The 25,708-nt window shown below is 38.7% G+C and carries 20 protein-coding genes and 1 other annotated feature; of the genes, 17 read left to right on the top strand and 3 right to left on the bottom strand.

The genetic code is table 11. From position 1 onward, the window contains the following. Positions 1 to 239 precede the first annotated feature (239 nt). From ASE01S_RS09665 to ASE01S_RS09615, 11 genes are all read left to right on the top strand, one after another. On the top strand, positions 240 to 749 hold the full coding sequence (locus ASE01S_RS09665) for a DUF84 family protein (protein WP_067841525.1): 510 nt from the start codon (positions 240 to 242) through the stop codon (positions 747 to 749). A 132-nt stretch (positions 750 to 881) separates the two neighbouring features. Then, positions 882 to 1,379 (top strand): hypothetical protein, encoded by a 498-nt coding sequence (locus tag ASE01S_RS09660; protein WP_067841524.1) that lies wholly within the window; start codon positions 882 to 884, stop codon positions 1,377 to 1,379. A gap of 481 nt (positions 1,380 to 1,860) precedes the next feature. After that, the gene (locus ASE01S_RS09655; RefSeq protein WP_067841523.1) at positions 1,861 to 2,901 is read left to right on the top strand and encodes a PTS sugar transporter subunit IIC; all 1,041 of its coding nucleotides are present in this window, start codon (positions 1,861 to 1,863) and stop codon (positions 2,899 to 2,901) included. Positions 2,902 to 2,923: 22 nt separating this feature from the next. Beyond that, on the top strand, positions 2,924 to 3,238 hold the full coding sequence (locus tag ASE01S_RS09650) for a thioredoxin family protein (RefSeq protein WP_067841521.1): 315 nt from the start codon (positions 2,924 to 2,926) through the stop codon (positions 3,236 to 3,238). A 191-nt stretch (positions 3,239 to 3,429) separates the two neighbouring features. Further along, positions 3,430 to 4,254: a DUF1444 domain-containing protein gene (locus ASE01S_RS09645; protein WP_067841519.1), complete on the top strand. Its 825-nt coding sequence runs from the start codon at positions 3,430 to 3,432 to the stop codon at positions 4,252 to 4,254. A 1-nt stretch (position 4,255) separates the two neighbouring features. Further along, positions 4,256 to 4,858 carry a YtpR family tRNA-binding protein gene (ytpR, locus tag ASE01S_RS09640; RefSeq protein WP_067841517.1) on the top strand — a complete coding sequence of 201 codons (603 nt, stop codon included), beginning with the start codon at positions 4,256 to 4,258 and terminating at the stop codon, positions 4,856 to 4,858. Between the two features lie 520 nt (positions 4,859 to 5,378). Further along, positions 5,379 to 7,487, top strand: coding sequence for a DNA translocase FtsK (locus ASE01S_RS09635; RefSeq protein ID WP_067841515.1), 2,109 nt, complete (start codon positions 5,379 to 5,381; stop codon positions 7,485 to 7,487). 87 nt (positions 7,488 to 7,574) lie between these two features. Beyond that, positions 7,575 to 8,693 (top strand): nicotinate phosphoribosyltransferase, encoded by a 1,119-nt coding sequence (locus tag ASE01S_RS09630; RefSeq protein WP_067841513.1) that lies wholly within the window; start codon positions 7,575 to 7,577, stop codon positions 8,691 to 8,693. Between the two features lie 423 nt (positions 8,694 to 9,116). Next, positions 9,117 to 10,412 (top strand): UDP-N-acetylmuramate--L-alanine ligase, encoded by a 1,296-nt coding sequence (gene murC / locus ASE01S_RS09625; protein WP_067841511.1) that lies wholly within the window; start codon positions 9,117 to 9,119, stop codon positions 10,410 to 10,412. A 181-nt stretch (positions 10,413 to 10,593) separates the two neighbouring features. Further along, positions 10,594 to 11,004 carry a DUF948 domain-containing protein gene (locus ASE01S_RS09620; RefSeq protein ID WP_067841509.1) on the top strand — a complete coding sequence of 137 codons (411 nt, stop codon included), beginning with the start codon at positions 10,594 to 10,596 and terminating at the stop codon, positions 11,002 to 11,004. Positions 11,005 to 11,028: 24 nt separating this feature from the next. Beyond that, positions 11,029 to 11,508 carry a YtxH domain-containing protein gene (locus ASE01S_RS09615; RefSeq protein WP_067841507.1) on the top strand — a complete coding sequence of 160 codons (480 nt, stop codon included), beginning with the start codon at positions 11,029 to 11,031 and terminating at the stop codon, positions 11,506 to 11,508. Between the two features lie 275 nt (positions 11,509 to 11,783). Here the strand turns inward: ASE01S_RS09615 and pilM are convergent, their stop codons facing one another. After that, the gene (pilM, locus tag ASE01S_RS09610) at positions 11,784 to 13,919 is read right to left on the bottom strand and encodes a cell division protein FtsA (protein ID WP_067841505.1); all 2,136 of its coding nucleotides are present in this window, start codon (positions 13,917 to 13,919) and stop codon (positions 11,784 to 11,786) included. Positions 13,920 to 14,994: 1,075 nt separating this feature from the next. On the opposite strand from pilM, the gene ASE01S_RS09605 reads away from it, so the two are divergent. The 4 genes from ASE01S_RS09605 to motS all read left to right on the top strand — a co-directional run bounded on the left by ASE01S_RS09605 (position 14,995) and on the right by motS (position 19,155). Continuing rightward, positions 14,995 to 16,059, top strand: coding sequence for a bifunctional 3-deoxy-7-phosphoheptulonate synthase/chorismate mutase (locus ASE01S_RS09605; protein WP_067841503.1), 1,065 nt, complete (start codon positions 14,995 to 14,997; stop codon positions 16,057 to 16,059). Between the two features lie 440 nt (positions 16,060 to 16,499). Then, a complete protein-coding gene (ccpA, locus tag ASE01S_RS09600; RefSeq protein WP_067841501.1) occupies positions 16,500 to 17,495 on the top strand; it encodes a catabolite control protein A in 996 nt (331 codons plus the stop codon). A gap of 93 nt (positions 17,496 to 17,588) precedes the next feature. Further along, entirely contained in the window at positions 17,589 to 18,416 is an 828-nt protein-coding gene (gene motP, locus ASE01S_RS09595; protein ID WP_067841499.1) for a flagellar motor protein MotP, read from the top strand. Continuing rightward, a complete protein-coding gene (gene motS, locus ASE01S_RS09590; protein ID WP_067841497.1) occupies positions 18,403 to 19,155 on the top strand; it encodes a flagellar motor protein MotS in 753 nt (250 codons plus the stop codon). The genes motP and motS overlap by 14 nt, the downstream gene beginning before the upstream one ends. Positions 19,156 to 19,495: 340 nt before the next feature. Here the strand turns inward: motS and ASE01S_RS09585 are convergent, their stop codons facing one another. Beyond that, the gene (locus ASE01S_RS09585; protein WP_067841494.1) at positions 19,496 to 22,447 is read right to left on the bottom strand and encodes a transglycosylase domain-containing protein; all 2,952 of its coding nucleotides are present in this window, start codon (positions 22,445 to 22,447) and stop codon (positions 19,496 to 19,498) included. A 132-nt stretch (positions 22,448 to 22,579) separates the two neighbouring features. After that, positions 22,580 to 22,793: a binding site (T-box leader), on the top strand. 234 nt (positions 22,794 to 23,027) lie between these two features. Between ASE01S_RS09585 and tyrS the strand changes: the two genes are divergently transcribed. Together tyrS and ASE01S_RS09575 are read left to right on the top strand one after the other, a co-directional pair. Then, complete coding sequence (tyrS, locus tag ASE01S_RS09580) at positions 23,028 to 24,296, top strand: tyrosine--tRNA ligase (protein ID WP_067841492.1); 1,269 nt, start codon at positions 23,028 to 23,030, stop codon at positions 24,294 to 24,296. Between the two features lie 198 nt (positions 24,297 to 24,494). After that, positions 24,495 to 24,848, top strand: coding sequence for an SH3 domain-containing protein (locus tag ASE01S_RS09575; RefSeq protein WP_067841490.1), 354 nt, complete (start codon positions 24,495 to 24,497; stop codon positions 24,846 to 24,848). A gap of 161 nt (positions 24,849 to 25,009) precedes the next feature. Here the strand turns inward: ASE01S_RS09575 and ASE01S_RS15815 are convergent, their stop codons facing one another. After that, on the bottom strand, positions 25,010 to 25,162 hold the full coding sequence (locus ASE01S_RS15815) for a hypothetical protein (protein WP_157065189.1): 153 nt from the start codon (positions 25,160 to 25,162) through the stop codon (positions 25,010 to 25,012). Positions 25,163 to 25,708: the final 546 nt, after the last annotated feature.

Genomic DNA, 25,708 nt, shown 5'->3' with positions numbered 1-25,708 from the left:
TTCAAGAATAAGGGGATACGTTATGTCTAAGTAGGAGATCCAACAGCCAGTAGCGGCCCGATTGGTTCAACTAACGTTCTGTGGGAGAGAGGAAGCTGACTAAGTTATCGACTTCGTGTCGAAACGTCTGCACTAGCACATCCTATATGACGAAACCCCCACTGAACGAAGTTTCACTTTATCGGGATGTTAGCTTTATATGCTAGTTTATTAAAATGACTTAGAAAGAAGGATTAGCGTTGCAAACAATTATTTTAGGTTCAACAAATAAAGCAAAACTTGCAGCTGTTCGTAGGGTATTTACGGATGCAAAAATAGAGTCTATATCAGCACCTTCAAATGTATCTGCTCAACCCTTTACCGACGAGGAGACACTTGAAGGTGCAATTAATCGAGCTGGCTTTTGCCAAAAACAGAAGCAGGGAAGTATCGGTATTGGTTTAGAAGGTGGTATCATGACGATAAATGGTCAGTATTATTTGTGTAATTGGGGCGCTTTAGTTGATCCAAGTGGACGAATTTTTCATGCTGGCGGGGCTCGTATTTTATTACCAGATTCAATTGTGAAGGCATTAGAAACAGGTGAAGAATTAGGGGATATTATGGCTAAACTGACAGAGAAACATGACATTAGACATCATCAAGGTACCATCGGTATTCTAACAAACAATTTAGTTAACCGAGAAGCGATGTTTACGCATGTTGTTAAGCTTTTAAAAGGTCAATATTTACAGAGCTTGTCACTATGAAAAATTATCCTTAATTGTAACGAATTGATTTCAAAAAATTAAGTTTACGTAATAATTGGCGATCCCTTATCTACATCATAGGTAATCGTATTATAATGAGGTGGAGCATTTTTGGTATGTAGGAGGGTTAGCATGAGACGATCTTATCATTATTTTCTATTTCTAATTCTATTCACCCTAATTTTAACAGGCTGTGGCGTTTCAGAAGAAGAGGCACTTACCGCAATTGAAACCATGTTAGAACCGACATTTGAGCAAGTAGCACCAAAAGCGACAAAGGAGTTAAAGGCTTTTAACATCTATTTGCCAGAAGGGTTTACAGTTGAGGAAGAATTTGACAATAATGTTATTTTAAATAATCATGATCAAACTTATATTCTTTTTTATAATCTATTTGAGGAGCAAGACAGTGACTTTTTCTATCAATTAGCTAAGCAAGCTGGGGATTATGCATTACTGGAAACATTTCAAGATAATGATCGATTCGGTTATGTCAAGGTAGAATATATGGAAGACCATTATGAGGTACAAGTCGGTATTGGTGGTATGCGTCTGACTACACATACTTCTTTAAAACAGATCGAGGATGATGTTGCCAATATGATTACAATGCTAAATTCTGTGGAATAAGTCAATATTCTATACACCAAAAAATCAAACTGCCTAGCGTTTAAGTTAGGCAGTTTGATTGCAGTGTAACTGGCTGGGGCTGCGATTACTCGCCCCATCGAAGGGCTTTTGTAAGGCTCCCACTTCAAGAAATAAGGGAACACGTCATGTCCAATGGGAGATTCAACAGCCAGTAACGGCCCGAATGGTTCAACTAACGTTCAGTGGGGGGAGGAAGCCGACTAAGTTTGCGACATCATGTCGCAATGTCTGAGCACATCCTATGCGTCGAAACCCCACTGAACGAAGTTTCACTTTATATGAAAGGATTAGTGCAGGTTGCTAACGCTTTTCTATCCACTCAAATCAATTCTCGTATCCCTCAATAGAAATTCCCTTTTTAAAATTTACAAAAACAAGAATATCATAAAGTCGGATCAGGTGTCTTGTCATGTGTAAAAAGGTAGTGTAAGATAGTGAAGAAGCTAAAGGGGGAAATATCATGAAACATTTTTTAAATAAAAAAAATATTGAAATATCTGCTCATAACTATTTTATTTCAGCATTAAGCTATATGGCTTTAGGTCTATTTTCATCATTAATTATCGGCTTAATTATCCAAACATTAGGTGAGCAAATTGCTCGTTTTTTCGGGGAATCTATGCTTAGCACATCATTAGTCGAGATGGGGACATTTGCAATGGATGGAAAGGTTGTCGGTGGTGCTATAGGAATCGCCATTTCTTATAGTTTAAAGGCACCTCCATTGGTGCTTTTTTCTGCGCTATTTGCTGGTGCATTTGGGAATGAGCTAGGTGGCCCAGTAGGCGCTTATGTCAGTGCTCTTATAGCAACTGAAATGGGTAAACTTATTTATAAAGAGACAAAAGTAGACATAATATTAACACCTTTGACAACGATTGTGGTAGGATATATTATAGCTGTATTTATTGGGTCACCCATAAATACTTTGATGACTAGCTTAGGTCAGATTATCAACTGGTCAACAACTCAGCAACCCTTTATTATGGGAATAGTTGTAGCTGTTTTAATGGGGTGGGCATTGACTGCACCTATATCCAGTGTAGCCATAGCGTTGATGTTATCACTTGATGGTTTAGCGGCCGCAGCCGCTGTAGTTGGCTGTTCAGCACAAATGGTGGGCTTTGCCGTAAGTAGTTATCGTGAAAATGGGGTAGGTGGATTAATTGCACAAGGTATCGGAACATCGATGCTTCAAATTGCAAACATATTAAGAAAACCGCTTATTATCATCCCACCTACGATTGCTGGTATGGTTATGGCACCGATTTCCACTGTATGGTTGAAAATGCTCAATAACCCGTCAGGGGCGGGAATGGGAACAGCTGGTCTAGTCGGTCAAATCATGACTTTTCAAACGATGGGATTTACGTTAAATGTACTTTGGATGGTCTTGTTTGTCCATATTATTGGGCCGGCACTGATCAGTTTGGTCGTTTCAGAGTGGATGAGACGTAAGCAATGGATTAAAATAGGTGATATGAAGATTAACTATGATTAATAAGTATAGGGGGACAATAAAAGTGAAAGCATTAGAATCAGAAGTACAATTCCAAGAATTAGCTAACGAAGGAAAGACAGTATTTATGTTTTCGGCAGATTGGTGTCCAGATTGTCGCGTGATTGAACCATTTTTGCCTGAACTAGAAGAGAGCTATCCTGACCTTACATTTATTTATGTAGACCGTGATCAATTTATTGATCTTTGTATTAAACAGGATATTTTCGGTATACCTAGTTTTTTGGCATTTAATAATGGTGAAGAGGTTGCACGGTTTGTAAGTAAGGATCGTAAAACGCGTGAAGAAATTGAAGCCTTTTTAGATAAGGTAGGCTAGAGACATCGGTATCAGCGTATATGTAGAGTAAAAGTACCGTATAGGTGCTTTTATTTTGCACTCAGCTTTTTGGAATATTTCATAGATAAAATTATGTCTTTTTGGATAATCGGATCTTCTTGTTTCATGCTAGAACTAAACATGATACAATGACTTGCATGTCATTTAGTCCTTAAGGAGGAAAAACTGATATGGCTTTAACGACACTTAAATTAAAAAAAATATTAGACAAGCACTTTAGCCAATCAGAATGGCAAACTTCCTTTAACCGTGAACAGGATAGTTATCGTGTCGAATGGCGACAAACTAAAAAAGGTGTAACGATTAAGCTGCCAAGCGTGCTTGCCAAGCATGAGCAAAGAGGAGAAGCCGCTATTGAAGAGCTTGTCTATCATGTTAAGACTTCACTAAAAATGATGAATGAAGAACAAAGCTTGCAAGGAAATGAACAAAAGATATTTCCAGTTATACGGAGTACCTCATTTCCCACAGCAACCAATTCTGGCAAGGCATTGATTTATCAAGATCATACAGCGGAAACGCGGATCTATTATGCATTGGACTTAGGGGATACGTATCAACTTATTGATGAATCATTATTAGCGACTACAGGCTGGAGTCGAGCACATTTACATGAGATGGCTTTATTTAATATGAAGTCACTACCTATTAATTTGAAGGAAGATGAAGTGGCTGGTAATCAATTTTATTTTGTTTCAGCCCAAGATGGTTATGATGCCAGTAGATTGTTAAATGAAAGCTGGCTTGATCAAATGGCTGATCAAGCTAAGGGGGAGCTTGCCATCGCTGTGCCGCACCAAGATGTTTTAATTGTGGTTGATGTACGAAATGAAATGGGTTATGATATTCTAGCACAGATGGCCATGCAATTTTTCGCAGAAGGACGTGTGCCCATTACGGCTTTATCTTTCATTTATCAGGATAGGCATCTCGAACCAGTTTTTATTTTAGCGAAAAAGAAACCAATGAATCAAAATGAAAATGAGGATGAATAGAATGAAAGTGTATTATAACAAGCAGGGTATAGGTGATGTACTGATTATACCACTTAAGCAAGGGAATCGTGAGGCGATTAGCCACCGAAAATACGGAGATATTACTGAAATCTATGATCAATCTCAAAAGCAAGTTATCGGCTACAATATTTTTCGGGCAACAAGCTATTTAACTCTTGAGGATGGAAAACATACATTAACAGAACAATTATTAGACGAAATCAATCAGATTTTTGCAAAAAATAATGCACCAACATTAGAGCTTGATTTAACACCTAAATTTGTGATTGGCTATGTCAAAGAAAAGGAAAAGCATGCGAATGCAGATAAATTAAGTGTTTGTCAAGTTGATCTCGGTAATGAAACAGTACAAATTGTTTGTGGAGCTCCTAATGTTGAAGCTGGACAGCATGTTGTTGTGGCTAAAGTAGGGGCGATCATGCCGAGCGGACTTGAAATAAAGGCGGCACAACTTAGAGGAGTAGATTCCTTTGGAATGATCTGTTCACAGAAAGAACTTGGACTACCAAACGCTCCACAAGAAAAAGGGATCTATGTCCTTGAAGGTGACGTCGAAGCAGGTCAGCCGTTTACAATAGTGTAACTGACTGGGGCTGCGATTACTCGCCCCATCGAAGGGCTTCTGTAAGCCCCCCTTCAAGAAATAAGGGAACACGTCATGTTAAGTAGCAGATCCAACAGTCAGTAACACGGCTCGATTGGTTCAACTAACGTTCAGTGGTGGATGAAAAAACCCTCCCACTGAACGAAGTTTCACTTTATTTTTTAAGATGGGCGAAGTGCGTAGAGGAGGATAAGCTCTTTTACGCATTTTTAATAAGGATGGGGTACGCATTTTTCATTGGTAAAATACGAAATCAAATACGCAAAGGCGTATTTGATTTGTTTAAGCCGTTCAAAAGAAGCAAAATTATAAGTAAGCAGATTAAGGCAGCGCCGATTTAAACAATGGAGCGTATGCCTTAAATATACGTGAGTGGCGGAGAGGTGAGCCAACAAAGAGAAATGCCGTTTATCATTTGGTGAAGATTTTGAACTACCTCTTACAGGGTAAAACCTGTTAAAATAAGAATTAAATAATCTGATGGAAGAGTGGATACATCATGTGGCAACCATTAAAAGATATGATAAAAGCGATATTTGGCGTTGATCAGTCGTCTGAACCAAAGCTTGTTCAACATGAGAATTTTGACAAGAGTGATCAGACTCTCGATACGAAAGTAGCTTACCGTTATCCGAAAAAACGGTCATACCGTTTTCCAATGCCAATTGATCCTCCGAAAAAAGTTGAGCAAATGTCACGTCGGTCGAATAGGCAAGTTGGTGAAGGAGAAAGAAATAGCGATGCAAACCATAAGCAACCATTTCGTCCTACGGAAGTACCATCTCCTATCCATGGATTTCGGACAGTAAAAGAGTCAGTAGATCTTGATAAGCCAGCCTACTTAAGGAGGTCACGCCAAGAGCATTCTGATGAGGTTGTAGAGTCTAATCCTATCCCGACCGAGACAATAGCTGCAGAAGCTAGTGAAGAAGGTAACATTTTACATAATAGCGCATCGGTTTCAACAACTTCTGAGATCCAAGATGTCGAAGATGATAATCAGGTCAATACCAATGAAGCTATTGAATCGGAAATGGATATAACTCAAGAATTGACCACTCCAACTGAACGGAGTAAGCCAACCGAAGTAACTGAAAGGAAAACTTCGACCAAATCACCTTATAACGTGATTATGCGTCCAAGTGATAAGCATCGTCAGCGCCAAGCAGAACAGTCCATTCAACAGTCAATCCATAAGGCCAAGCCATCATTACCACCACTCCACCTACTTGATGATGGTGGTCAGCAAACTAAGCCAGATCAGGCTTGGGTAGAGCGTCAGGCTAAGCAACTGACGGAGACCCTGATGCAATTTAATGTTCCTGCTCGGGTTGTTAATGCGATGCAGGGACCATCTGTTACGCGTTTTGAAATTCAACTTGATTCAGGGGTGAAGGTAAGTAAGGTAAAAAATTTGAGTGATGACATTAAGCTTAATATGGCAGCCAAAGACGTCAGGATTGAGGCACCAATTCCAGGTAGAAATGCGATTGGAATTGAAATACCTAATCGAGTCGCTCAGCCAGTTGGTTTACTTGATATTTTTAAATCAGATCAATTTACACATGCTGATTCCTCATTGACAATCGGTTTAGGTTTGGATATTGAAGGAAAACCAGTCGTAACAGATATTAAGCGGATGCCGCATGGATTAATTGCAGGTGCTACCGGTTCTGGAAAAAGTGTATGCATTAATTCAATTCTTGTTTCTTTACTGTACAAAGCATCTCCTAAGGATGTACGTTTATTACTTATCGATCCAAAAATGGTCGAGTTAGCGCCTTATAATGCTATACCGCATCTTGTCTCACCGGTAATAACTGATGTGAAGGCAGCTACCCATGCTTTAAAATGGGCCGTAGAAGAAATGGAAGAACGTTATAGCAAATTTGTTGAGACAGGAACAAGAGATATTGAACGCTATAATGCTAAAATGCAACGTAATCAGCAAGCGGATAAAATGCCCTATTTAGTGATCATTATTGATGAGTTAGCTGATCTAATGATGGCAGCCCCTCAGGATGTTGAAGACTCGATTTGCCGAATTGCTCAGAAAGCAAGAGCTTGTGGTATTCATCTACTATTAGCAACACAACGTCCGTCGGTTGATGTGATCACAGGCTTAATTAAAGCGAATATCCCGACACGAATCGCCTTTAGTGTTGCCTCACAGGTTGATTCTAGAACAATGCTTGATACGAATGGAGCAGAACGTTTACTTGGAAAAGGGGATATGTTATTCGTTGAAAATGGGGCACGTACACCTTTACGTGTTCAGGGCGGTTACGTATCAGATGAAGAAATAGAACGTGTAACCCATTATGTTAGACAGCACCATCCAACGCAATATTTATTTGAGCAAGAACAGCTTTTGGAGCTGATTGAACAGTCTGATCAAGAGGACGAACTCTATCATGAAGCATTAACCTTTGTTGTCGAGAATGAAGCAGTCAGTACCTCACTACTACAACGTAAATTTAAAATAGGCTATAATCGTGCTGCACGGTTAATCGATACTTTGGAAGCACAAGGGATAATCTCTGGTCAGAATGGTAGTAAGCCAAGAACATTATTAGTAAGCAAAGATGAACTTGATCTCATTCGTTGATCGCATTAGCTTGTGCGATGTTTAATTATTTTATATGATAGATAAGATGAAACCAAACTTTCAATAAGTTGATGAGGAGTTAGATCAATGGAAAAAGAAATTACAGAAAAATTGAATGGCAAGATTGATCGACTAACAAATAAAACGTTTAAGTTTGATGAACGAATAAAAGAAGGCTGGTTTTCAGCCGTGTATTTTTTAAAAACAAAAGAAATTGCTGAAAAGAAACGACCAAATAACGAAGTCATTATGCAATTTTTCCAAAAAGAGCATGCTGTATTGTGTGGTACGGATGAAGCTATTGCACTTATTCATACCTTTGCAAGTAATCCTGAGCAATTAGAAATCCATTCTTTAAAGGACGGGGATAAAGTAAGTCCGTTTGAAACTGTGTTAACAGTTAAAGGGCCTTATCAATCATTTGGTTATTTGGAAGGTATTATTGATGGGATATTAGCTAGACGTACATCAGTGGCGACAAATGTATATAATGTGGTGAAAGCGGGAAGGACTTCAGGTAAGCAAAAGCCGGTTATTTTTATGGGCGATCGAGATGACCATTACACACAACAGGCTGGAGATGGCTATGCAGCTTTTATTGGTGGATCAACGGCGCAAGCGACTCATGCCATGAATGAATGGTGGGGAAAAACAGGCATGGGGACAATGCCCCATGCCATGATTCAGCTATTTGAAGGAGACGTTTTGGCAGCCGCTAAAGCTTATCATGAAACATATCCAGAAGACGAACTTATGGTGCTTGTTGATTATAATAATGACGTCATTACAGATTCCCTGAAAGTTGCTCGAGAATTTGGCAAAACCTTAAAGGGCGTTCGCTTAGATACTTCAAATAATATGGTCGATAAATACTTTCTCCGTAACCAACATTTAATGGGTTCCTTTGACCCTAGAGGTGTCAACCCTGAGTTGATTTTTGCCTTGCGGCAAGCGCTTGATGATGAAGGCTTTCAGCATGTTAAAATTATTGCCAGTGGTGGATTCACTGAAGAAAAAATTCGGTTATTTGAAAAGAGAAATGTCCCAGTCGATTTATATGGAGTCGGTCGAAGCCTACTAGACATTCGAATTGGCTTTACAGGGGACTGTGTTGTTTTGAATGGTAAACCAGAATCGAAATTCGGTCGCCAATATCGCCCAAATCCGAGGTTGGAAAAGGTCATTTACCAACCAGAAACAAATTAAATTTAACTTGATTCAGCAGAAGTCTCGCGCTTCTTTAAATGGGGAGATCAATGCCTATTTATTGCAGTGTAACTGGCTGATTGGTTTAGCTCACGTTCACAGGGGGGGAGGGAGCTGACTAAGTTCGCGGTGTCGTGTCGCAACGTCTGCACGAGCACATCTTATGCGTCGACCCCTCCACTGAATGAAGTTTCACTTTATATTCCACTAAGTGGGGTTCAACCTCCAGTTGAATAAAGAAAGCCTCAGGCGGATCCCACAGATTTTCAGCAGAACTTTAGCAAGCGAAGCTCGATAAAATCTGGGCGCAAAATACGCCAAGGCTCAATTGATTTTCTGTATATTTTTTAATTTTATGCTATAATGTTTTATTGTGCAATTGATATAATGAAAGAGTAGTGAACTCTTTTGGAGGTACAAAATATGACGACTTACCATTTTGTTGGTATTAAAGGAACAGGAATGAGCGCACTTGCGCAAATTCTTTATGATTCAGGTGAACAGGTTCAAGGTTCAGATGTGGAAAAAACGTTTTTTACTGAAGCAGGTTTACGAGAAAAGAATATTCCTATTTATCCTTTTGCAAAAACTAATATACAGCCAGGGTTAACGGTCATTGCTGGAAATGCATTCAAAGATGATCACGAGGAAATAGTAGCAGCGCGTGAATTAGGTTTAACGGTTTATCGTTATCATGAATTTCTAGGGTTTTGGCTTCAACAATATAAGAGCATTGCGATAACTGGTTCACATGGTAAAACCTCAACAACCGGTTTACTTGCGCATGTTCTTAACCACTCAGCACCTATCTCTTATTTGATTGGTGATGGAACAGGAGTTGGACACGAAAATAGTGATTATTTTGTGTTTGAGGCATGTGAATACCGTCGGCACTTTCTCGCGTATAATCCCGATTATGCAATTATGACTAATATTGATTTTGATCACCCAGACTACTTTACTAGTGTTGAAGATGTCTTCTCTGCATTTCAAGCCATGGCTGAACAAGTTAACAAAGGAATTATTGCTTGTGGAGATGATGAGTATCTTCAACGTCTTCAAGCTAAAGTGCCTATTCTATACTATGGCTTTGATGCAAGTAATGATTTTCAAGCTAGAAATGTAAAAGAAATTGAGTCAGGTACTGAATTTGAAGTCTATGTACGTAATACGTACTATGATACGTTTAAAATCCCTACGTATGGTCGACATAGTGTGCTTAATGCTTTGGCAGTCATTGCTTTTTGTCATTATGAGAATATCGATGTTGAAGTAATTAAAGAATTAGCTAGCTTTGCTGGTGTGAAGAGAAGGTTTTCGGAAAAGAAAATAGAGCAGCAAGTAATTATCGATGATTATGCTCACCATCCAAAGGAAATTGAGGCAACGATTGATTCGATCAGAAAGAAATATCCGAACCGAAAAATTACAGCTATTTTTCAGCCTCATACCTATACTCGAACCAAGATGTTTTTAAATGAATTTGCTGACAGTTTAAAATTGGCTGACCAAGTCTTTTTATGTGATATCTTTGGTTCAGCTCGAGAGCTTGCAGGAAAATTATCAATTAAAGATTTACAGGCCCTAATTCCTGGTAGCCGATTATTATCGATCGAGTCGATTGAATCGTTAAAGGAAAATGAACAAGGTGTACTTGTCTTCATGGGGGCAGGCGATATTCAAAAATATCAACATGCTTATGAGAGCATTGCAACATAATACATTTGAAGGAAATAGCCGCTCAATGTTAAAATGTAGATTGATGCGGTTATTTTGCATATTTTTTCTTCTTTTGGTCAATTTATTAATAGCGTATGTTTAATGGGATTTAAAACTGGGTAAATACCACTAAACTATTTTTTTGTTAGTGGACTACATAGAAAAGGAGTGGATCAATGATATGATTAACCTGCTTTATATTGCAGCCTTTATTTTTGCACTTGCTTTCGCCGCATTGGTGGTTTATGTTATAAAAATATTAAAGCCGGTAGCGGATATTGCAAATACACTTGAGGGTATGAAGCAACAATTTGGAGGCCTTACAACAGAGGCAACAAAGTTATTAAGTCATACCAATAAATTAGCAGAAGATATTAATGATAAGTCTAAGCGGCTTAATGTTGTTGTAGACAGCATCACCGATCTGAGCATTACATTTAATGGTTTTAATCACTCCATTCAGCAGGTTACCGATTCTATTTCTCGGCTTGCGGAAGATAATAAAGAAGAGACTGCGCAGGCTATTAAATGGGGAACGATTATTATGGAACTGTTTAAGAAAAGAAAAGGTCGTAATGAGCATTCATTATAGAATTCAACTAGGGAGGAATTATTAATGTCAAATCAAGATAATCAGTCAAACGGGAATATTAATGCTAAGGATTTCTTAATTGGATCATTAGTCGGTAGTTTGGTAGGCGCTTCTCTTGCTCTATTATTTGCCCCTAAGTCTGGTAAAGAATTAAGAGATGATATCAACAAAGGAGCTCGGGAATTTAAATATAAGGCAGAGGAATGGAAGGATCTCGCTTACGAAAAGACAGGTGAGTTCAGAGATTATGCTAAAGAGCAAACTGCTCAACTTCAAAAAAATGTAACAGAGAAAACACAAGAATTGCAAGATAAATTTAATGAAACGAAAAGATCGTTACAAGAAAAAATTAATCAAACTTATGATGAAACAAAAGATGAGGTAATAAATCGTGCAGAGGCTTTTAAAGATAGAGCGGAAGATAAAGTCACTGCAGCAAGTGAGGCAGCCAATGATGTAGCAGAGGCGGTTAAAGAAGCAGCTGAAGATGTAAAAGAGAAATAATATAATGAATGAAGCCAAATGGTGTAGCTTTACCATTTGGCTTTTTAAATATTTATCGCAGTACCCGATTGGTTCAACTAACGTTCAGTGGGGGAGAGAGGAAGCTGACTAAGTTTGTGACGTGTGTCGCCACGTCTGCACGAGCACATCCTATGCGTCGAAACCTGCACTATACGAAGTTTCACTTTATTAGAATGACGAGCTAGCGAATCAAGGCAATTAGCGAGACAACACCTTCAAAGTAAAACCCACATTTTTAGCTTCCAAAAACCGTCTTAATACTTAATTTCGATTTGATCATTCTCTGCTAAAGGATCTAAAAATGTAGCAGGCTGACCATTTTTTAATATAGCTACATTTCCTTTAATTTGTGTGACATCAATCGAAACAAATCGAAATAAATCTTGAAAAATAAATGCTTGTTCATCTAATGGTTTAAATTCAATTTCACTACCTGTAGCGAGTGTCATTGAAGGGTCTAGCCTCTGGTTATGTTGGTAAACGTCTAAAGTATTTTTTGATAGTGTAACGGGACTACCATTGAAGGTTACGTGTAACGTTTTAACGTAATCTATTTCAAGTGTTTCCAAAAGCTGTTCGACTGTTGGTTTTGTTCCAGCGTGATACTCAATTTGATCATTGGGCTTTAACCGTTTATTTAGGTCAGCCTTTTCTCCATTAATGGTCAGCCTATTAGAATAGTCTGGTAAGATTTTTTTCTCATGATTAAGATAAACATGATAAGGTTCTAAATCATCTAATTTAAGATCATGGTTGATTTGCTTTAACCAATCATTTAGACTTATCGATTCACGTAACGTCACGTTGTCGTGATCCATTAGCTGATAATCCTTAGTAGCAGACTGTCCATTAACTTCAATAATGGGCTCAATTAAATAGGTTTTGCCATTAAATTGAACGGAGTAGGGATCAACATCACCAATAACATCAGACAGAGTGACCACTGGCTCACTTCCGTTCTCTCCTTGTTTTACAATCAGCTCATCACCGTGTTTAATAGGGTGATCAATTGTAATAGGAGATCCATTTAAGCGGACCTGTGGTGGCTGGCCATGTGAGCCTGGTAAAGTAATAGATTGATTGTTAAAGGTGATCATATAAGCGATCCCTGGTCGGCCATACATCTTTTCAATTTGGATACCGGCAGCTAGTAGACAGTCTCCAACCGTTAACTGCTTCATATCAAACAATCTTACTGCCCGTTCATTGACCGTCACGCTTATATAATGAACTGGACTTTGCTTAGCCGCAATAGCAATACCAATCGGTGTAATAAAAATCGGCCCCGGTGGTATCTCAACAGCAGTCTTTAGATTAGGAATGGCATCCGATCCTCGCGTTGCGACACGGTTTTTTGGTAAGGAAAGCTTGTTAGCTAATACCTCTGTTAATTGGGGGGTAAGACTACCACCACCAACTAACATCACGGCTTTTGGTGCACGATTATTTAATAACAGGATCTCTTTAGCAATACAATCTGCTAAATTTTCGATAGCAGGTGCAATGGATTTGGCAAGCTCCTCTAAAGTGACCGTTTGTTGAAAGCCTAGAATATCAGTAAGTGTTGTTTCATTAGCGAGGGTAATATCCCGCTTAACACGTTCAGCCTCATTAAAGTCAAGTAAATAGTGATCACTTATTGCTTCTGTTATTTCGTCTCCGGCTTTTGCTACCATGCCGTAAGCCGTAATAGTTCCTTCATCAGTTAGAGCAATATCACTTGTCCCTGCACCAATATCAACTAGTGCAACGTTTAATCGGCGCATGGATTCGGGAATCAGTACATTAATAGCCGCGATCGGTTCCAACGTGAGTGCTTCCATTTCTAGATTAGCGCGCTGCAAGGCTGACAATAAGGATTCAACCACAACCTTTGGAAGGAATGTTGCGATTATTTCGACCTCGGCTGTTTTACCTTGCTGATCGATAAGCGAACCAATTAAGTCTTGGTCAAGTCGATATTGCAATACGGAATAGCCCACACAATAATACTGGGTTTGAAGATTCGATTGATCTTCTTCGTGGGCAAGATCATATTGTGCTTGCTGGACAGCGCTGAGCTCAAGAAATAGGATGTCTTCTTTTGCGATTAATGGATGCTGACTGATATCTTTTGTGATGGATGTCCGTTTTGTCTTTAGAGCTCGCCCTGCTGCAGCCACACAAGCTCTAGTTAGTGTGATATCATGCCGGTTTTCAAGGGCTAGCTTTACCTCTTCAATAACGCGTGCAACAAGAACGACATCATGTATTTGACCATCAAGCATTGATCGCTCCTGATGCTCTACTATTTCATAGTCGATGAGTTGGTAACCCTGATCTGTTTCTTCAAGCAATAAACCAATCACAGATCGAGTTCCAATATCAAGGGCAAAAATCATATCATTCATAACTCGGTTTCCTTTCTTTATTTGCAGTGTAACTGTCTGGGGCTGCGATTACTCGCCCCATCGAAGGGCTTTTGTAAGCCTTCCCCTTCAAAAAATAAGAGAACACGTCTTGTCTTAGTAGGAGATCCAACAGCCATAACGGCCTGATTGGTTCAACTAACGTTTAGTGGGGGCGAAACCCCCACTGAACGAAGTTTCACTTTATCTGCTTCTAGTTTAACAAATTTTACACATATAAAAAAAGTTAATTTGTTAGATAGTAATACCTCTTTAGCACAGTGTAACTGCCTGGGGCTGCGATTACTCGCCCCATCGAAAGGCTTTTGTAAGACTCCCCCTTCAAGAAATAAGAGAACATGTCAAGTCTAAGGGGAGATCCAACAGCTAGTAACGGCCGATTGGTTCAACTAACGTTCAGTAGGGGAGAGGAAGCTGACTAAGTTGTCGACGTCGTGTCGCAACGTCTGCACGAGTACATCCTATGCGTCGAAACCCCTACTGAACGAAGTTTCACTATATAACGGTGTTATGATTAAAGGAGGTATTTAACCACACACGGTGGAGCTTGGGAAACTTTTGGTTATTTAAGAATATACTAAATATTTAAACATTATAGTGACAAGTGGAGAATAATTAGCTATAATAATCCCTAATTATTAATTATATCTTGTATTATACTATAAAGTTAGCTATTTTTTTCTATTAATTATAGTGTAGGAGTTCCGCTAACTGATTGGGGCTGCGATTACTCGCCCCATCGAAGGGCTTTTGGTAAGATCCCTACTTCAAGAAAGAAGGGAACACATCATGTCTAAGTGGGAGATTCAACAGCCGTAATGGACCGATTGATTCAACTAACGTTCAGTGGGGGAGAGAGGAAGCTGACTAAGTTCGCGCCATCGTGTCGCAACGTCAGCACGAGCACATCCTATGCGTCGAAACCCTCACTGAACGAAGTTTCACTTTATCTACAATAAAGAAAGAACAATTATAAGTGGAAGGTTGCGCGGTTAACTTCATAATTTATAATTGCGTACAATGTTGGTAAGAAGTTAATGAATTAGGGGGAATGATGATGAGTAACCAACAGTTAGACCAATTAAGAGCACAGCTTGATCAAGTCAATTTAGAGATACTAGACTTGATTAATAAGCGTGGTGAACTTGTAAAACAGACAGCACAAGTTAAGGAGAACCACGGAGCTGACAAAAAGTATGATCCCGTACGCGAGCGTGATATGTTAGAGCTAATTAAAAAGCATAATAATGGGCCATTTCAAGATGCGACAATGATTCATTTATTTAAAGAAATTTTCAAGGCTGGTCTTGAGCTTCAAGAAAAAGATCATAGCAAAGCATTGCTAGTATCAAGAGAGCGAAAAGCGGAGGATACAATTATTGATATCAATGGCGCAGCCTTTGGTGATGGTGATCCCCACTATATTTTTGGTCCATGTGCTGTTGAAAGCTACCAACAAGTCGCTCAAGTAGCTGAACAGATTAAAGCAAAAGGGTTAAAAGTCATTCGAGGTGGTGCGTTTAAACCGAGAACCTCTCCCTATGATTTTCAAGGGTTAGGGTTTGAAGGGCTTGAAATTTTAAAGCGAGTAGCAGATGAGTATGGGCTAGCTGTCGTAAGTGAAATTGTTAGTCCGGCAGATATGGAGAAGGCAGCTGAGTATCTCGATGTCATTCAAATTGGTGCACGCAATATGCAGAATTTTGAATTGCTTAAAGCAGCTGGAGAAATAAATAAGCCAATTGTCTTGAAACGTGGTATGTCTGCGACTGTATCTGATTTTATTAATGCGGCCGAGTATATTAACTCAAGAGGCAATGGCCAAATTATTTTATGTGAACGTGGTATTCGTACTTATGAGACGTCGACACGTAATACACTAGACATTACAGCCGTGCCAATCCTAAAACAAGAAACGCATTTACCAGTTATTGTGGATGTAACCCATTCGACAGGACGCCGAGATTTGTTAATACCAGCTGCTAAAGCTGCCTTAGCTATTGGTGCAGATGGAATCATGGCTGAAGTACACCCAGACCCAGCTGTGGCTTTGTCTGATGCACAGCAACAAATGGATTTCAAACAATTTGATCAGTTTATGACTGAGATTGTTAATAAATAACTTATTGGATAGATTTTATCATGAGGAGTATGTTTTACTCCATTTTGACAAATAGCCCGTTTTAGTTCCGAGTGTTTGGAGTAAATAGGGCTATTTGTCCTTATAAAAGGTTGTTCAAAACATTAGCAGCGCTGCATGATAAGCAGCACACCTCATTGTTGGCTGGTTTTTGCACGAGTCATGTATCTAAGGGCATAGGCACCTTGCTTAAAACATTGCCACTTTGATCGATTTGCTACTATATTTGGTTTGAGCAGATACTCTTAAAAGATTCTTGATCGAAAACTGGTTCAAGAAACAGACTTGTTTAAATTAATTTGATATACTAATATATATATTTTAAAGGTTTGTGCTTTGGAATAGTATGGAAAGACCTACTCTATGCTATACTGTACATAACAGCAGACTAACTATTATATTGACTATTGGAGGTAGAATTTATGAATGTAACAATATATGATGTTGCACGTGAAGCCAATGTATCGATGGCAACTGTATCAAGGGTGGTGAATGGGAACCCCAATGTAAAGCCAGCTACACGAAAAAAGGTTATGCAAACAATTGAGCGATTAGGTTATCGTCCAAATGCTGTTGCACGAGGACTAGCTAGTAAAAAAACGACAACAGTAGGCGTGATCATTCCAGATATTTCGAGTATATTCTTTTCTGAATTAGCTAGAGGTATTGATGATATAGCTAATATGTATAAATATAATATTATCTTAAGTAACTCTGATCAAAATATTGATAAGGAAGTTAAACTAATCAATACAATGCTTGAAAAACAAGTTGACGGTATTGTTTTTATGGGAGGACGTATAACTGAGGAACATATTCAACAATTTAAGACTTCGCCAGTTCCTGTTGCATTAGCTGCAACAGTCGATCCAACTCAGGCAATCCCGTCGGTAAATATTGATTATGAGGTCGCTGGCTATGAGGCAACCAAGCTATTAATTGAGAATGGTCATGCACACCCAGCTTTTGTGACAGGAGTTGAGGAAACAGCGGCTAATGAATTGAAATACCATGGATATTTAAGAGCTTTAGAGGAAACTGGAAGAACCTTGAATGAAGATTATATTATTCGTGGAGACTTCACGTACGGATCTGGTATCGAAGCTGCTGATCAGTTATTAAAATTGGATCAACGACCTACAGCTATTTTTGTAGCTTCTGACGAAATGGCCTTAGGTGTAATTCATGCTATCCAAGATAAAGGATTAAATGTTCCAGATGATATTGAAGTATTTGGTTTTGATAATACAAGATTAGCAACAATGGTACGCCCGACCTTATCTACCATCGTACAACCTATGTATGATATTGGTGCGGTAGCCATGCGCCTATTAACCAAATTCATGAATAAGGAAGAAGTGGCTGATACAAATGTCATTTTACCTCACCAAATTATAGAAAGAAGCTCAACAAAATAAAATTACTGCCGATATAAAAAATATCAATAAATGCAAATCCTTGGCATGATTCGTAAGTCATCCAAGATTGTACGTTAGTTAGGGAGAGAGCATATGAAGAAAACAGATATTTTAACACCTATCGGTATAACTCTAGGATTCATTATGATATCCTTTGGTATCATAATGAACAGTGGTAGCTTTACGGGCTTTATCGCTTTTGTCGACATTTCCTCTGTTGTTATTGTACTAGGTGGTGTCATGGCTGCGATTTTGATTAACTTTAATGTTAATCAAGTTAAATTGACAGGCCGTGTACTCAAAGAATCATTTAACCAAAACCAGTATAATCTAGAGGATTTGATTGAGTTATTTGAGCGACTATCTGAGCGTGCACGTAGAGAAGGATTATTGGCTTTAGAGAATGAAATTGAAAATGTTGAGGACAGCTTTATTAAGAAAGGTGTGCTACTCGCGATTGATGGGATCGAGCCGGAAGTCATTCAAGATATTATGACGGCAGAGATTACCGCTATGGAGGATCGCCACTCTAAAGGGCGTCAGATCATTGAAAAAGCTGGAGAGTATGCACCGGCTTGGGGGATGATTGGGACTCTTATTGGGCTAGTTTTAATGCTTAATGATTTAAATGATCCTTCAACTCTAGGACCGCAAATGGCATTAGCTTTACTAACTACTTTATACGGCTCTGTAATGGCTAACCTTGTCTTTTTGCCTATGGCTAGTAAATTAGAGAGTAAAACGGATGAAGAAGTCTTTATGAAACAGATTGTTATTGAAGGTGTAATTGGTGTTCAATCGGGACAAAATCCACGAATATTAAAAGAAAAATTAAGTGCATTTTTATCTGATGATATGCGTAATCGTCGGGCCGTAGAAGGAAATGGTGCGATGGAGGGCGTGGCCAATGAAGCGTCCTAATAAAAAGCCACCTAAAGGAAGTCCACAATGGATGACGACATACTCAGATATGATTACCTTGATTTTGGTGTTCTTTATTCTGCTTTTTTCCATGTCACAGATCGATGTCGCCCGTTTTGAAGTGGTTGCCGAGTCATTTAGGAATCGGATGATCTTTGATGGTTTTATGACTACTTTTGATAGTGAACAAACAAGTGGCAACGTTGATCGCTTCAACGAGAATGAGGGACCTGTAAAAGAGAACTTTATGCAGGATTCAGAAGATGCTAATCAGGAATCATTAGAGGAGCTACTCGCTGAAGTAGAGGAGTTCCTTGAAGAGAATCAGCTAGAAGAGGTTATTTCAGCCAATCGTACCGACCAAGGTATCGTTCTTATTTTACAGGAGCGTATTCTATTTGATACAGCTGAGGCTAAAATAAAAGCTGCTGGCGAACCGTTTTTAGACAAAGTCTCCTTATTGTTAAGTAATATTCCGAATAGTGTGCGTGTAGAAGGGCATACAGATGATCGTCCTATTTCTACCGCTCAATTCCCATCAAACTGGGAGTTATCGGGAGCACGTGCTAGTAGTGTCATTCGTCATATTTTAGCAACAAATGACTTTGATAGCGATAGATTTATGGCCGTCGGTTATGGGGATACTCGCCCAATTGTACCAAATGATTCACCAGAAAACTGGCAACGTAATCGTCGTGTTGAAATTGTTATCTTAGAGTTATCTCAATCATTTAATTAAGTATAGTAGTCCCTATATAAAGTAGCACAGATCAAAGATTTAGTCTGTGCTACTATTTTTATTTGTAGTGTAACTGGCTATTAGACTCTCACTACAAGAAATAAGGAAACACACCATGTCTAAGTGGGAGATCCAACAACCATAACGGCCGATTGGTTCAACTTCGTTGAGCGGAAGCTGACTAAGTTCGCGCCGTCGTGTCGTAACGTCTGCACGAGCATATCCTGTGCATCGAAACCCCCACTGAACGAAGTTTCACTTTATGGTCTTTGAAAACCCTGACATAGCCAGGGGGCAAAGACCATAAAAAAATTAGCGAAGGTTTCCCCTTCGCTAATCATTATTCATTATCATCTTCATCTGGATTATCGTCAACATCTTGATCGTTATTGTCGTCATCTGAATCCGAGTCAGTTTGATCAGTATCGTCATCTTTCTGGTCTTGATTATTTGGCTTATTTTTATTACCATTCGAATCTTTTTTAGGCTTAGAAGCCGGTTGATCATCGTCTTTTTTATCATTATCTTTAAAATCGCCGTCTTCCAAAGGTTGACTTGGTTCCGACTCACGACCAAAGTAATCCACTGCCACTACTCGATAAACCCCTGAGCCTTTTATTCTAATTTCAGTCTCAATCGTCGAATCAAACAGTTTGAAATCAGCATCAGGATTGGCGGCTCGATAAATACGATAGCCAACAACGTTACCACTTGTAGATGGTGCCCAACTCAGTTGATTTCCTGATTTCGAGAGTGAACGAGGAGAATTTGGATTTTTCCCATCATCCGATATCTCAATCAAGTCGGGAATTTGAATAGAGTCCCATGCAGCATTGTTGCTTGGTATGAGTTGACTAATGTCATCAAGCTTATCATAGCCCATCTCTTTGAGCCATTCAGGGTTAAACATGAGCCCATCATCCATTGTAAATTCTTCAGGTGTCTTGCTTCCAGCGATCACTGCTTCACCGTTTATCATGACATAAGTACCGTTAATTAAGCTATTATCCTCTCCGCTTGGAACATAAGCAGCATTAAATATGTCACTTCCTACTAAACCAAGTGATTGTGCCAAACTTGAAGGCGATTTTCCAGACACAAGGCTAAATGAACGTGAGACAATATTGCTTGGCTGTGAAAACCTCGATGACGGTGCCATTAAGTCAGGATCTATTTCTGTTGCAGCATTAACTAAAGCGGCCCAAAACATTTGTGTCCTATTACTATAGCCATCGTCAAGTGGCTGATTATAATTATAACCAAACCATGTACCAAGGGTAACATTAGGATTTGTTGCAACAAACCAGTTATCGGCATTGTTATTAGATGTCCCTGTTTTACCGGACCAATCGACACCAGGATTGTGCAAATTACCTCTTGCAGTTCCAGCGGTTCCTCTTGTTAAAACATCGCGCATCATATCAATCATAAGATAGCTAGTTTGAGCTGAAAATACATCGACTTCTTCACTTTCATGCTCATAAACCAATTCGCCTTGAGCTGATTCAATTCTGTCGATCATATACCCTTCAACAAACTTTCCGCCATTAGCAAACGTTGCAAATGCGTTTGTATTTTCTTCTACTGTTGATTCATAAGTACCAATTCCATAGGAAAGCTCGGAATAGTCTTGGTGATTATACAGCCCCATTTTTTCTCCAAATTCGGGAAATGGATCCACTCTATCGAGTATATCTTTAAAGACAGACACGGCTGAAACGTTATAAGAATTGGCCACGGCAGTTCTTACGGTTACCAACCCATAGTAACGTCCGGCTGTAAAGTTATTAGGCCACCCTTTTCCTCTGCCAAAGTCGAGGTTTACATCGGCGATTACGGATCCTGGCTGTATAATCCCTAATTCCATAGCGGGTGCATAAACAAGCAAAGGTTTTGCGGTACTACCAACTGAACGTCGAACTCTTGTCGCATAATTTTGATTATCCCGTTCAAAGTCACGCCCAGCTACAAAGGCAATAATTGCTCCACTTTTATTATCAATTAAGACACTGCCTACCTGTTCAGGTGCGACAAGTGGAACTTCTTCATCCGTATCAGGATCAGTTGTCATAATAACTTGGCCCTTGTGATTACGGGCCGTTTTATCACGCCCATAGTTATTAAAATTTGCTGCTACATCTTGAAAAGCATCAAAAATATCTTTGTTAATCGTCGTATGGATTTTATAACCACCTTGAGCTATTTCACGTTGAGCAGTAATTGTATATTGCTCTCTAAGTTCATCGCTTTCTGCTAATTCTTCTAATGTATACCCGTCCTCCAAAGCAAGCTTCTCGATGAAAATCTCTTCCGTCCGTCTCCGAATTTCCTCGGTCAGAGCTGGGTATTGTTCATAAGAGGACTGGCTACGTCCAGCAAAGCTGTCCACAATATCAAAAGCCAACGCTTCCTCATATTCTTCCTCAGTAATATAATCAGATTGGAGCATTCTCGATAGTACGATTTGCATCCGATTCAATCCAGGCTGCAAACCTTCCTCGTCCTTAAGTGCACCTGTATTCGTAAATGGACTATAGGCAATTGGGCTTTGTGGTAACCCAGCTAAGAATGCCGCTTGAGCAAGGTTGACTTCGTCTGCATCTAGATTAAAAATACCTTGCGCTGCTGTTTGAATACCGGCAATATTACGGCCATTTGAATTTCTACCAAAAGGGGAGATATTGAGATAGGCCTCTAAAATTTCATCTTTATCCATAAAATGCTCTAATCTGAGAGCAAGAATAATTTCTTTTGCTTTACGATCAAACGAGACCTCATTGGTCAAAATCTGATTTTTAATAATCTGTTGCGTCAGGGTACTCCCACCTGTTTGCATATCCGCACTTGTTAGTTCTTGAAACATAGCACGCAGGATCGCTTTTGGAACGATACCATCATGTGTTTCAAAATATTCATCCTCAGTGGCAATAATACCTTGAATGATCTTCTCTGATACATGATCCAAGGTTGTTTCCTCACGGTGCAAATCTGAGCTAACTTCACCCATAAAAACATCATTGGCAAAGTAAATTTCAGATGTTTCAGCATAATTATGGATAGCACTAACCATTGATTCTTTAGTGCGTAATGGCTCGTCTTGGATTAATGCAGCAAAGTAACCTGCACCAAGTCCTCCGATAAAGAAAAATCCAATAATACCAACTACAATAAAGAATAAGATAATATTCCAAACTACATCATAGCTAATTCTTGAGACTTTTTGAATGATTCCTTTATCAACAAAACGCTTAAAATGACGCCAACTATTATTTAGTCTATCTTTAAAGTTCATGTGATAACCTCCTAAAATTCCAACTTATATTATAGCATAGTTATCTGAGAGAAAAAGTTCTTATTGATAAATTTTCAGCATGAGCTTGCTTTTGTGATCAAATTGTGTTATTAATGTAACACAACGGTAAATAATCAGGCAATGATGGATTGAAGTAGCCTTGGCATTCCCTGTTTTAGAGAGCTGACGGTAGGTGCAAGTCAGTGCATAGTGCTAAAGCGAATTACGTTCTTGAGCTTTCTTCGATACAGCAACTTGTAAACGAAGACGGTACAGTAAGTATCGTTATCTTTGAGTGGCAATTTTTGCAACAAGGGTGGTACCGCGAGTAGTCCTCGTCCCTTTATGGGATGACGACTACTCTTTTTTTGTACAAGAAAAGAAGAGGCAAGAGAACACTTATCACCACCTACGAATCAAAAGGGAGGGAGAGTGAGTTCCTTGTTTGCCGCTTACTTGGGAAGATTCAAGCTGGTACTGGCTATGATGAGATCTTCGATATAGGTTGCATAGGTTCGAGTCTGGACGTGTTGAGTTGGCACTTCAATGATTGTTATTTCTTTAAAAGGAGAAGGATAGGATGGATATTATTCAAGATCTAGAATCACGAGGATTAGTACAGCAGACAACGGATTTAGAAGGGTTAAAGGCACATTTAGCTAAAAACACTGTTACTCTTTACTGTGGTTTTGATCCAACAGCAGATAGTTTGCATATCGGACATTTAGTTCCAGCTTTGATGCTAAAAAGATTTCAACGGGCAGGACATCGCCCCATCGCTCTAATTGGTGGGGGAACAGGGATGATTGGTGATCCAAGCGGTCGCTCTAGTGAGCGTCAATTAAACGATCCAGAAACGGTAGCGCACTTCAGTGCACAAATAAAGAAGCAATTAGCAAAAATATTAGACTTTGAAGTGAAAGAAAATGGTGCTGTTGCTCGAAATAACGCTGAGTGGTTAGGGGATTTGTCGTTAATTGAGTTTTTACGAGACACAGGTAAGCATTTTGGTGTTAACTACATGTTAGCAAAAGATTCTGTTCAATCTCGTTTAGAGAACGGGATTAGCTTTACTGAGTTTACTTATATGATTTTACAATCATATGACTTTTTAAATCTTTTTGAAAAGGAAAACTGTACGTTACAAATTGGTGGAAGTGATCAATGGGGGAATATTACAGCAGGAATGGAGCTTATTCGTCGAACTAGAGCTGGTGAGGAAGAGGTTAAAGTTTTCGGCTTGACTGTTCCATTAATCACCAAAGCGGATGGAACTAAATTCGGTAAAACTGCTGGTGGAGCTGTTTGGCTTGATCCAGAAAAAACCACACCTTATGAATTTTATCAGTTTTGGATTAACACTGACGATCGTGATGTGATCAAATTTCTTAAATACTTTACGTTCTTATCAATGGACGAAATTAAGGATTTAGAAGATCAATTGGCATCAGCACCACAAAAACGTGGCCCCCACACTCGGTTAGCTGAAGAAATGACCCAATTGGTACACGGTGAACAAGCACTTGAACAAGCCAAAAGGATATCAGCTGCATTATTTAGTGGTGATATTAAACAATTAAATGGCACGGAAATTAAACAGGGCTTTAAAGATGTACCGACAGTAAAATTAGCAAAGAAAGACATCCCTTTAGTGGACTTGTTGGTTGATGCAAACATTTCTTCTTCTAAACGACAAGCACGTGAAGATATTCAAAACGGTGCCATCTATATTAATGGAGAACGTCAGCAGGAGCTGCAGTATCAGCTAACAGATGACGATCGCATCGATGATCAATTTACCATCATTAGAAGAGGTAAAAAGAAATACTTTTTACTTGATTTCAGCTAAGAAAAACCCGCTCATTCCTTACTAGGGATTAAGCGGGTTTAGTTTGATTTTAAGTCGGCCAGAAGGTGGCTTATCGCTAATAGGACAGATTTTCGGTATAAGAATTGAATACTTGGTCCAGATCACCAGTATGGTTGAATTGCTGCAATGCGTTTGGTATAAGGGCTAATGTTTAAAAGCAGAAAGGGGAATACTTAATTGAAGCGATATATCGTTATAAAGCCGTATACTTCATGTTATCCTGATCCTATTACACTTAAAAAAGGTGATAAAGTTTATTATGGGAAGGAAGATACTGAATATCCAAACTGGATTTATTGTAAATCCTTAATAACCGAAAAAGAAGGGTGGGTTCCCAAACAAATATTGACATCACCTCTTGAAGGAAACATTTCTATTGTGAAAGAAGATTATTCTGCCCATGAATTAACAGTTAAAAAACAAGATAGATTATTTTCTCAAAAGGAGTTAAATAACTGGTTGTATTGTAGAACGGATGATTTGGAATGGGGATGGATTCCTTGTGAGGTGGTAAGGGTGTTAGATGAATAGCATCAAAGAAAAGGTAAGTGTTTTATACTTTTTATGCAAGAAGAAAGAACCCAAATACATATACAAACAGGAATATTGAAAGTGTTCACCACGGTAAATATGTTTAGTTTGGATTAAACTATTGGAGATATATACATGTTACAACATTTATCAGGACAATCCTATAAATCATATACTCCATAGATAAAATAAAGTCTCGTTAATTCGGGGCGATATTTTTCATTAATACGCTCTTTTAGTAGCTCTGCTTTCAGAAGGTTCATTGCACTATCTTTTCGGTCCTTCAGAAAAATAAGCATAGGAATTAATAGCATTGGCAGAACACCCATGCTTATAAACAAAAATATAATTACTAGTGCTATGACAGTAAAGAAAATATTAAGAAATAAATTCTTTGAGTTGAGCCTATAGATTTCTGAATAGATCGCTAAAGGAGTAAGTCCTGAGTTATCCCAATCTTGACTAAGAAAAAAACGATACTAAATCCAGAACCTTTGCCATCACTATGGTCAAACCTAACTTGTTTCTTTTTGTAAAACGATAGTATACCCTAATCTCTTTAGTTCTCCTGTAATACATTTATAGCGTTCATGTGAATTTTTAAATATTAGAACTTTTACATGATAGTGATAGGTTGCTTCAGGCATATCGACAAGAAGAGGATTTTTTTTTAATCGGAATCCTTCTTCTTAGTCCAAATACCTTTGCCTGTCCCATAGAGTTTATGCCAATTTTGTGAATTGTTCAAATATGACAATTTTCTACAAACTAATGCATTTAATTATGCTATTTTAAATAAGTATTAAAGTTACTAAAAAAATCATTGTTTAAGAAACCTTGAGATGAATGGAATGTTAGAT

Source organism: Amphibacillus sediminis NBRC 103570 (assembly GCF_001552275.1).
Lineage (GTDB): Bacteria > Bacillota > Bacilli > Bacillales > Amphibacillaceae > Amphibacillus_B > Amphibacillus_B sediminis.
The sequence above is the reverse complement of the archived record's forward strand: the minus strand, read 5'-3'. Positions and strand labels throughout refer to the sequence as shown.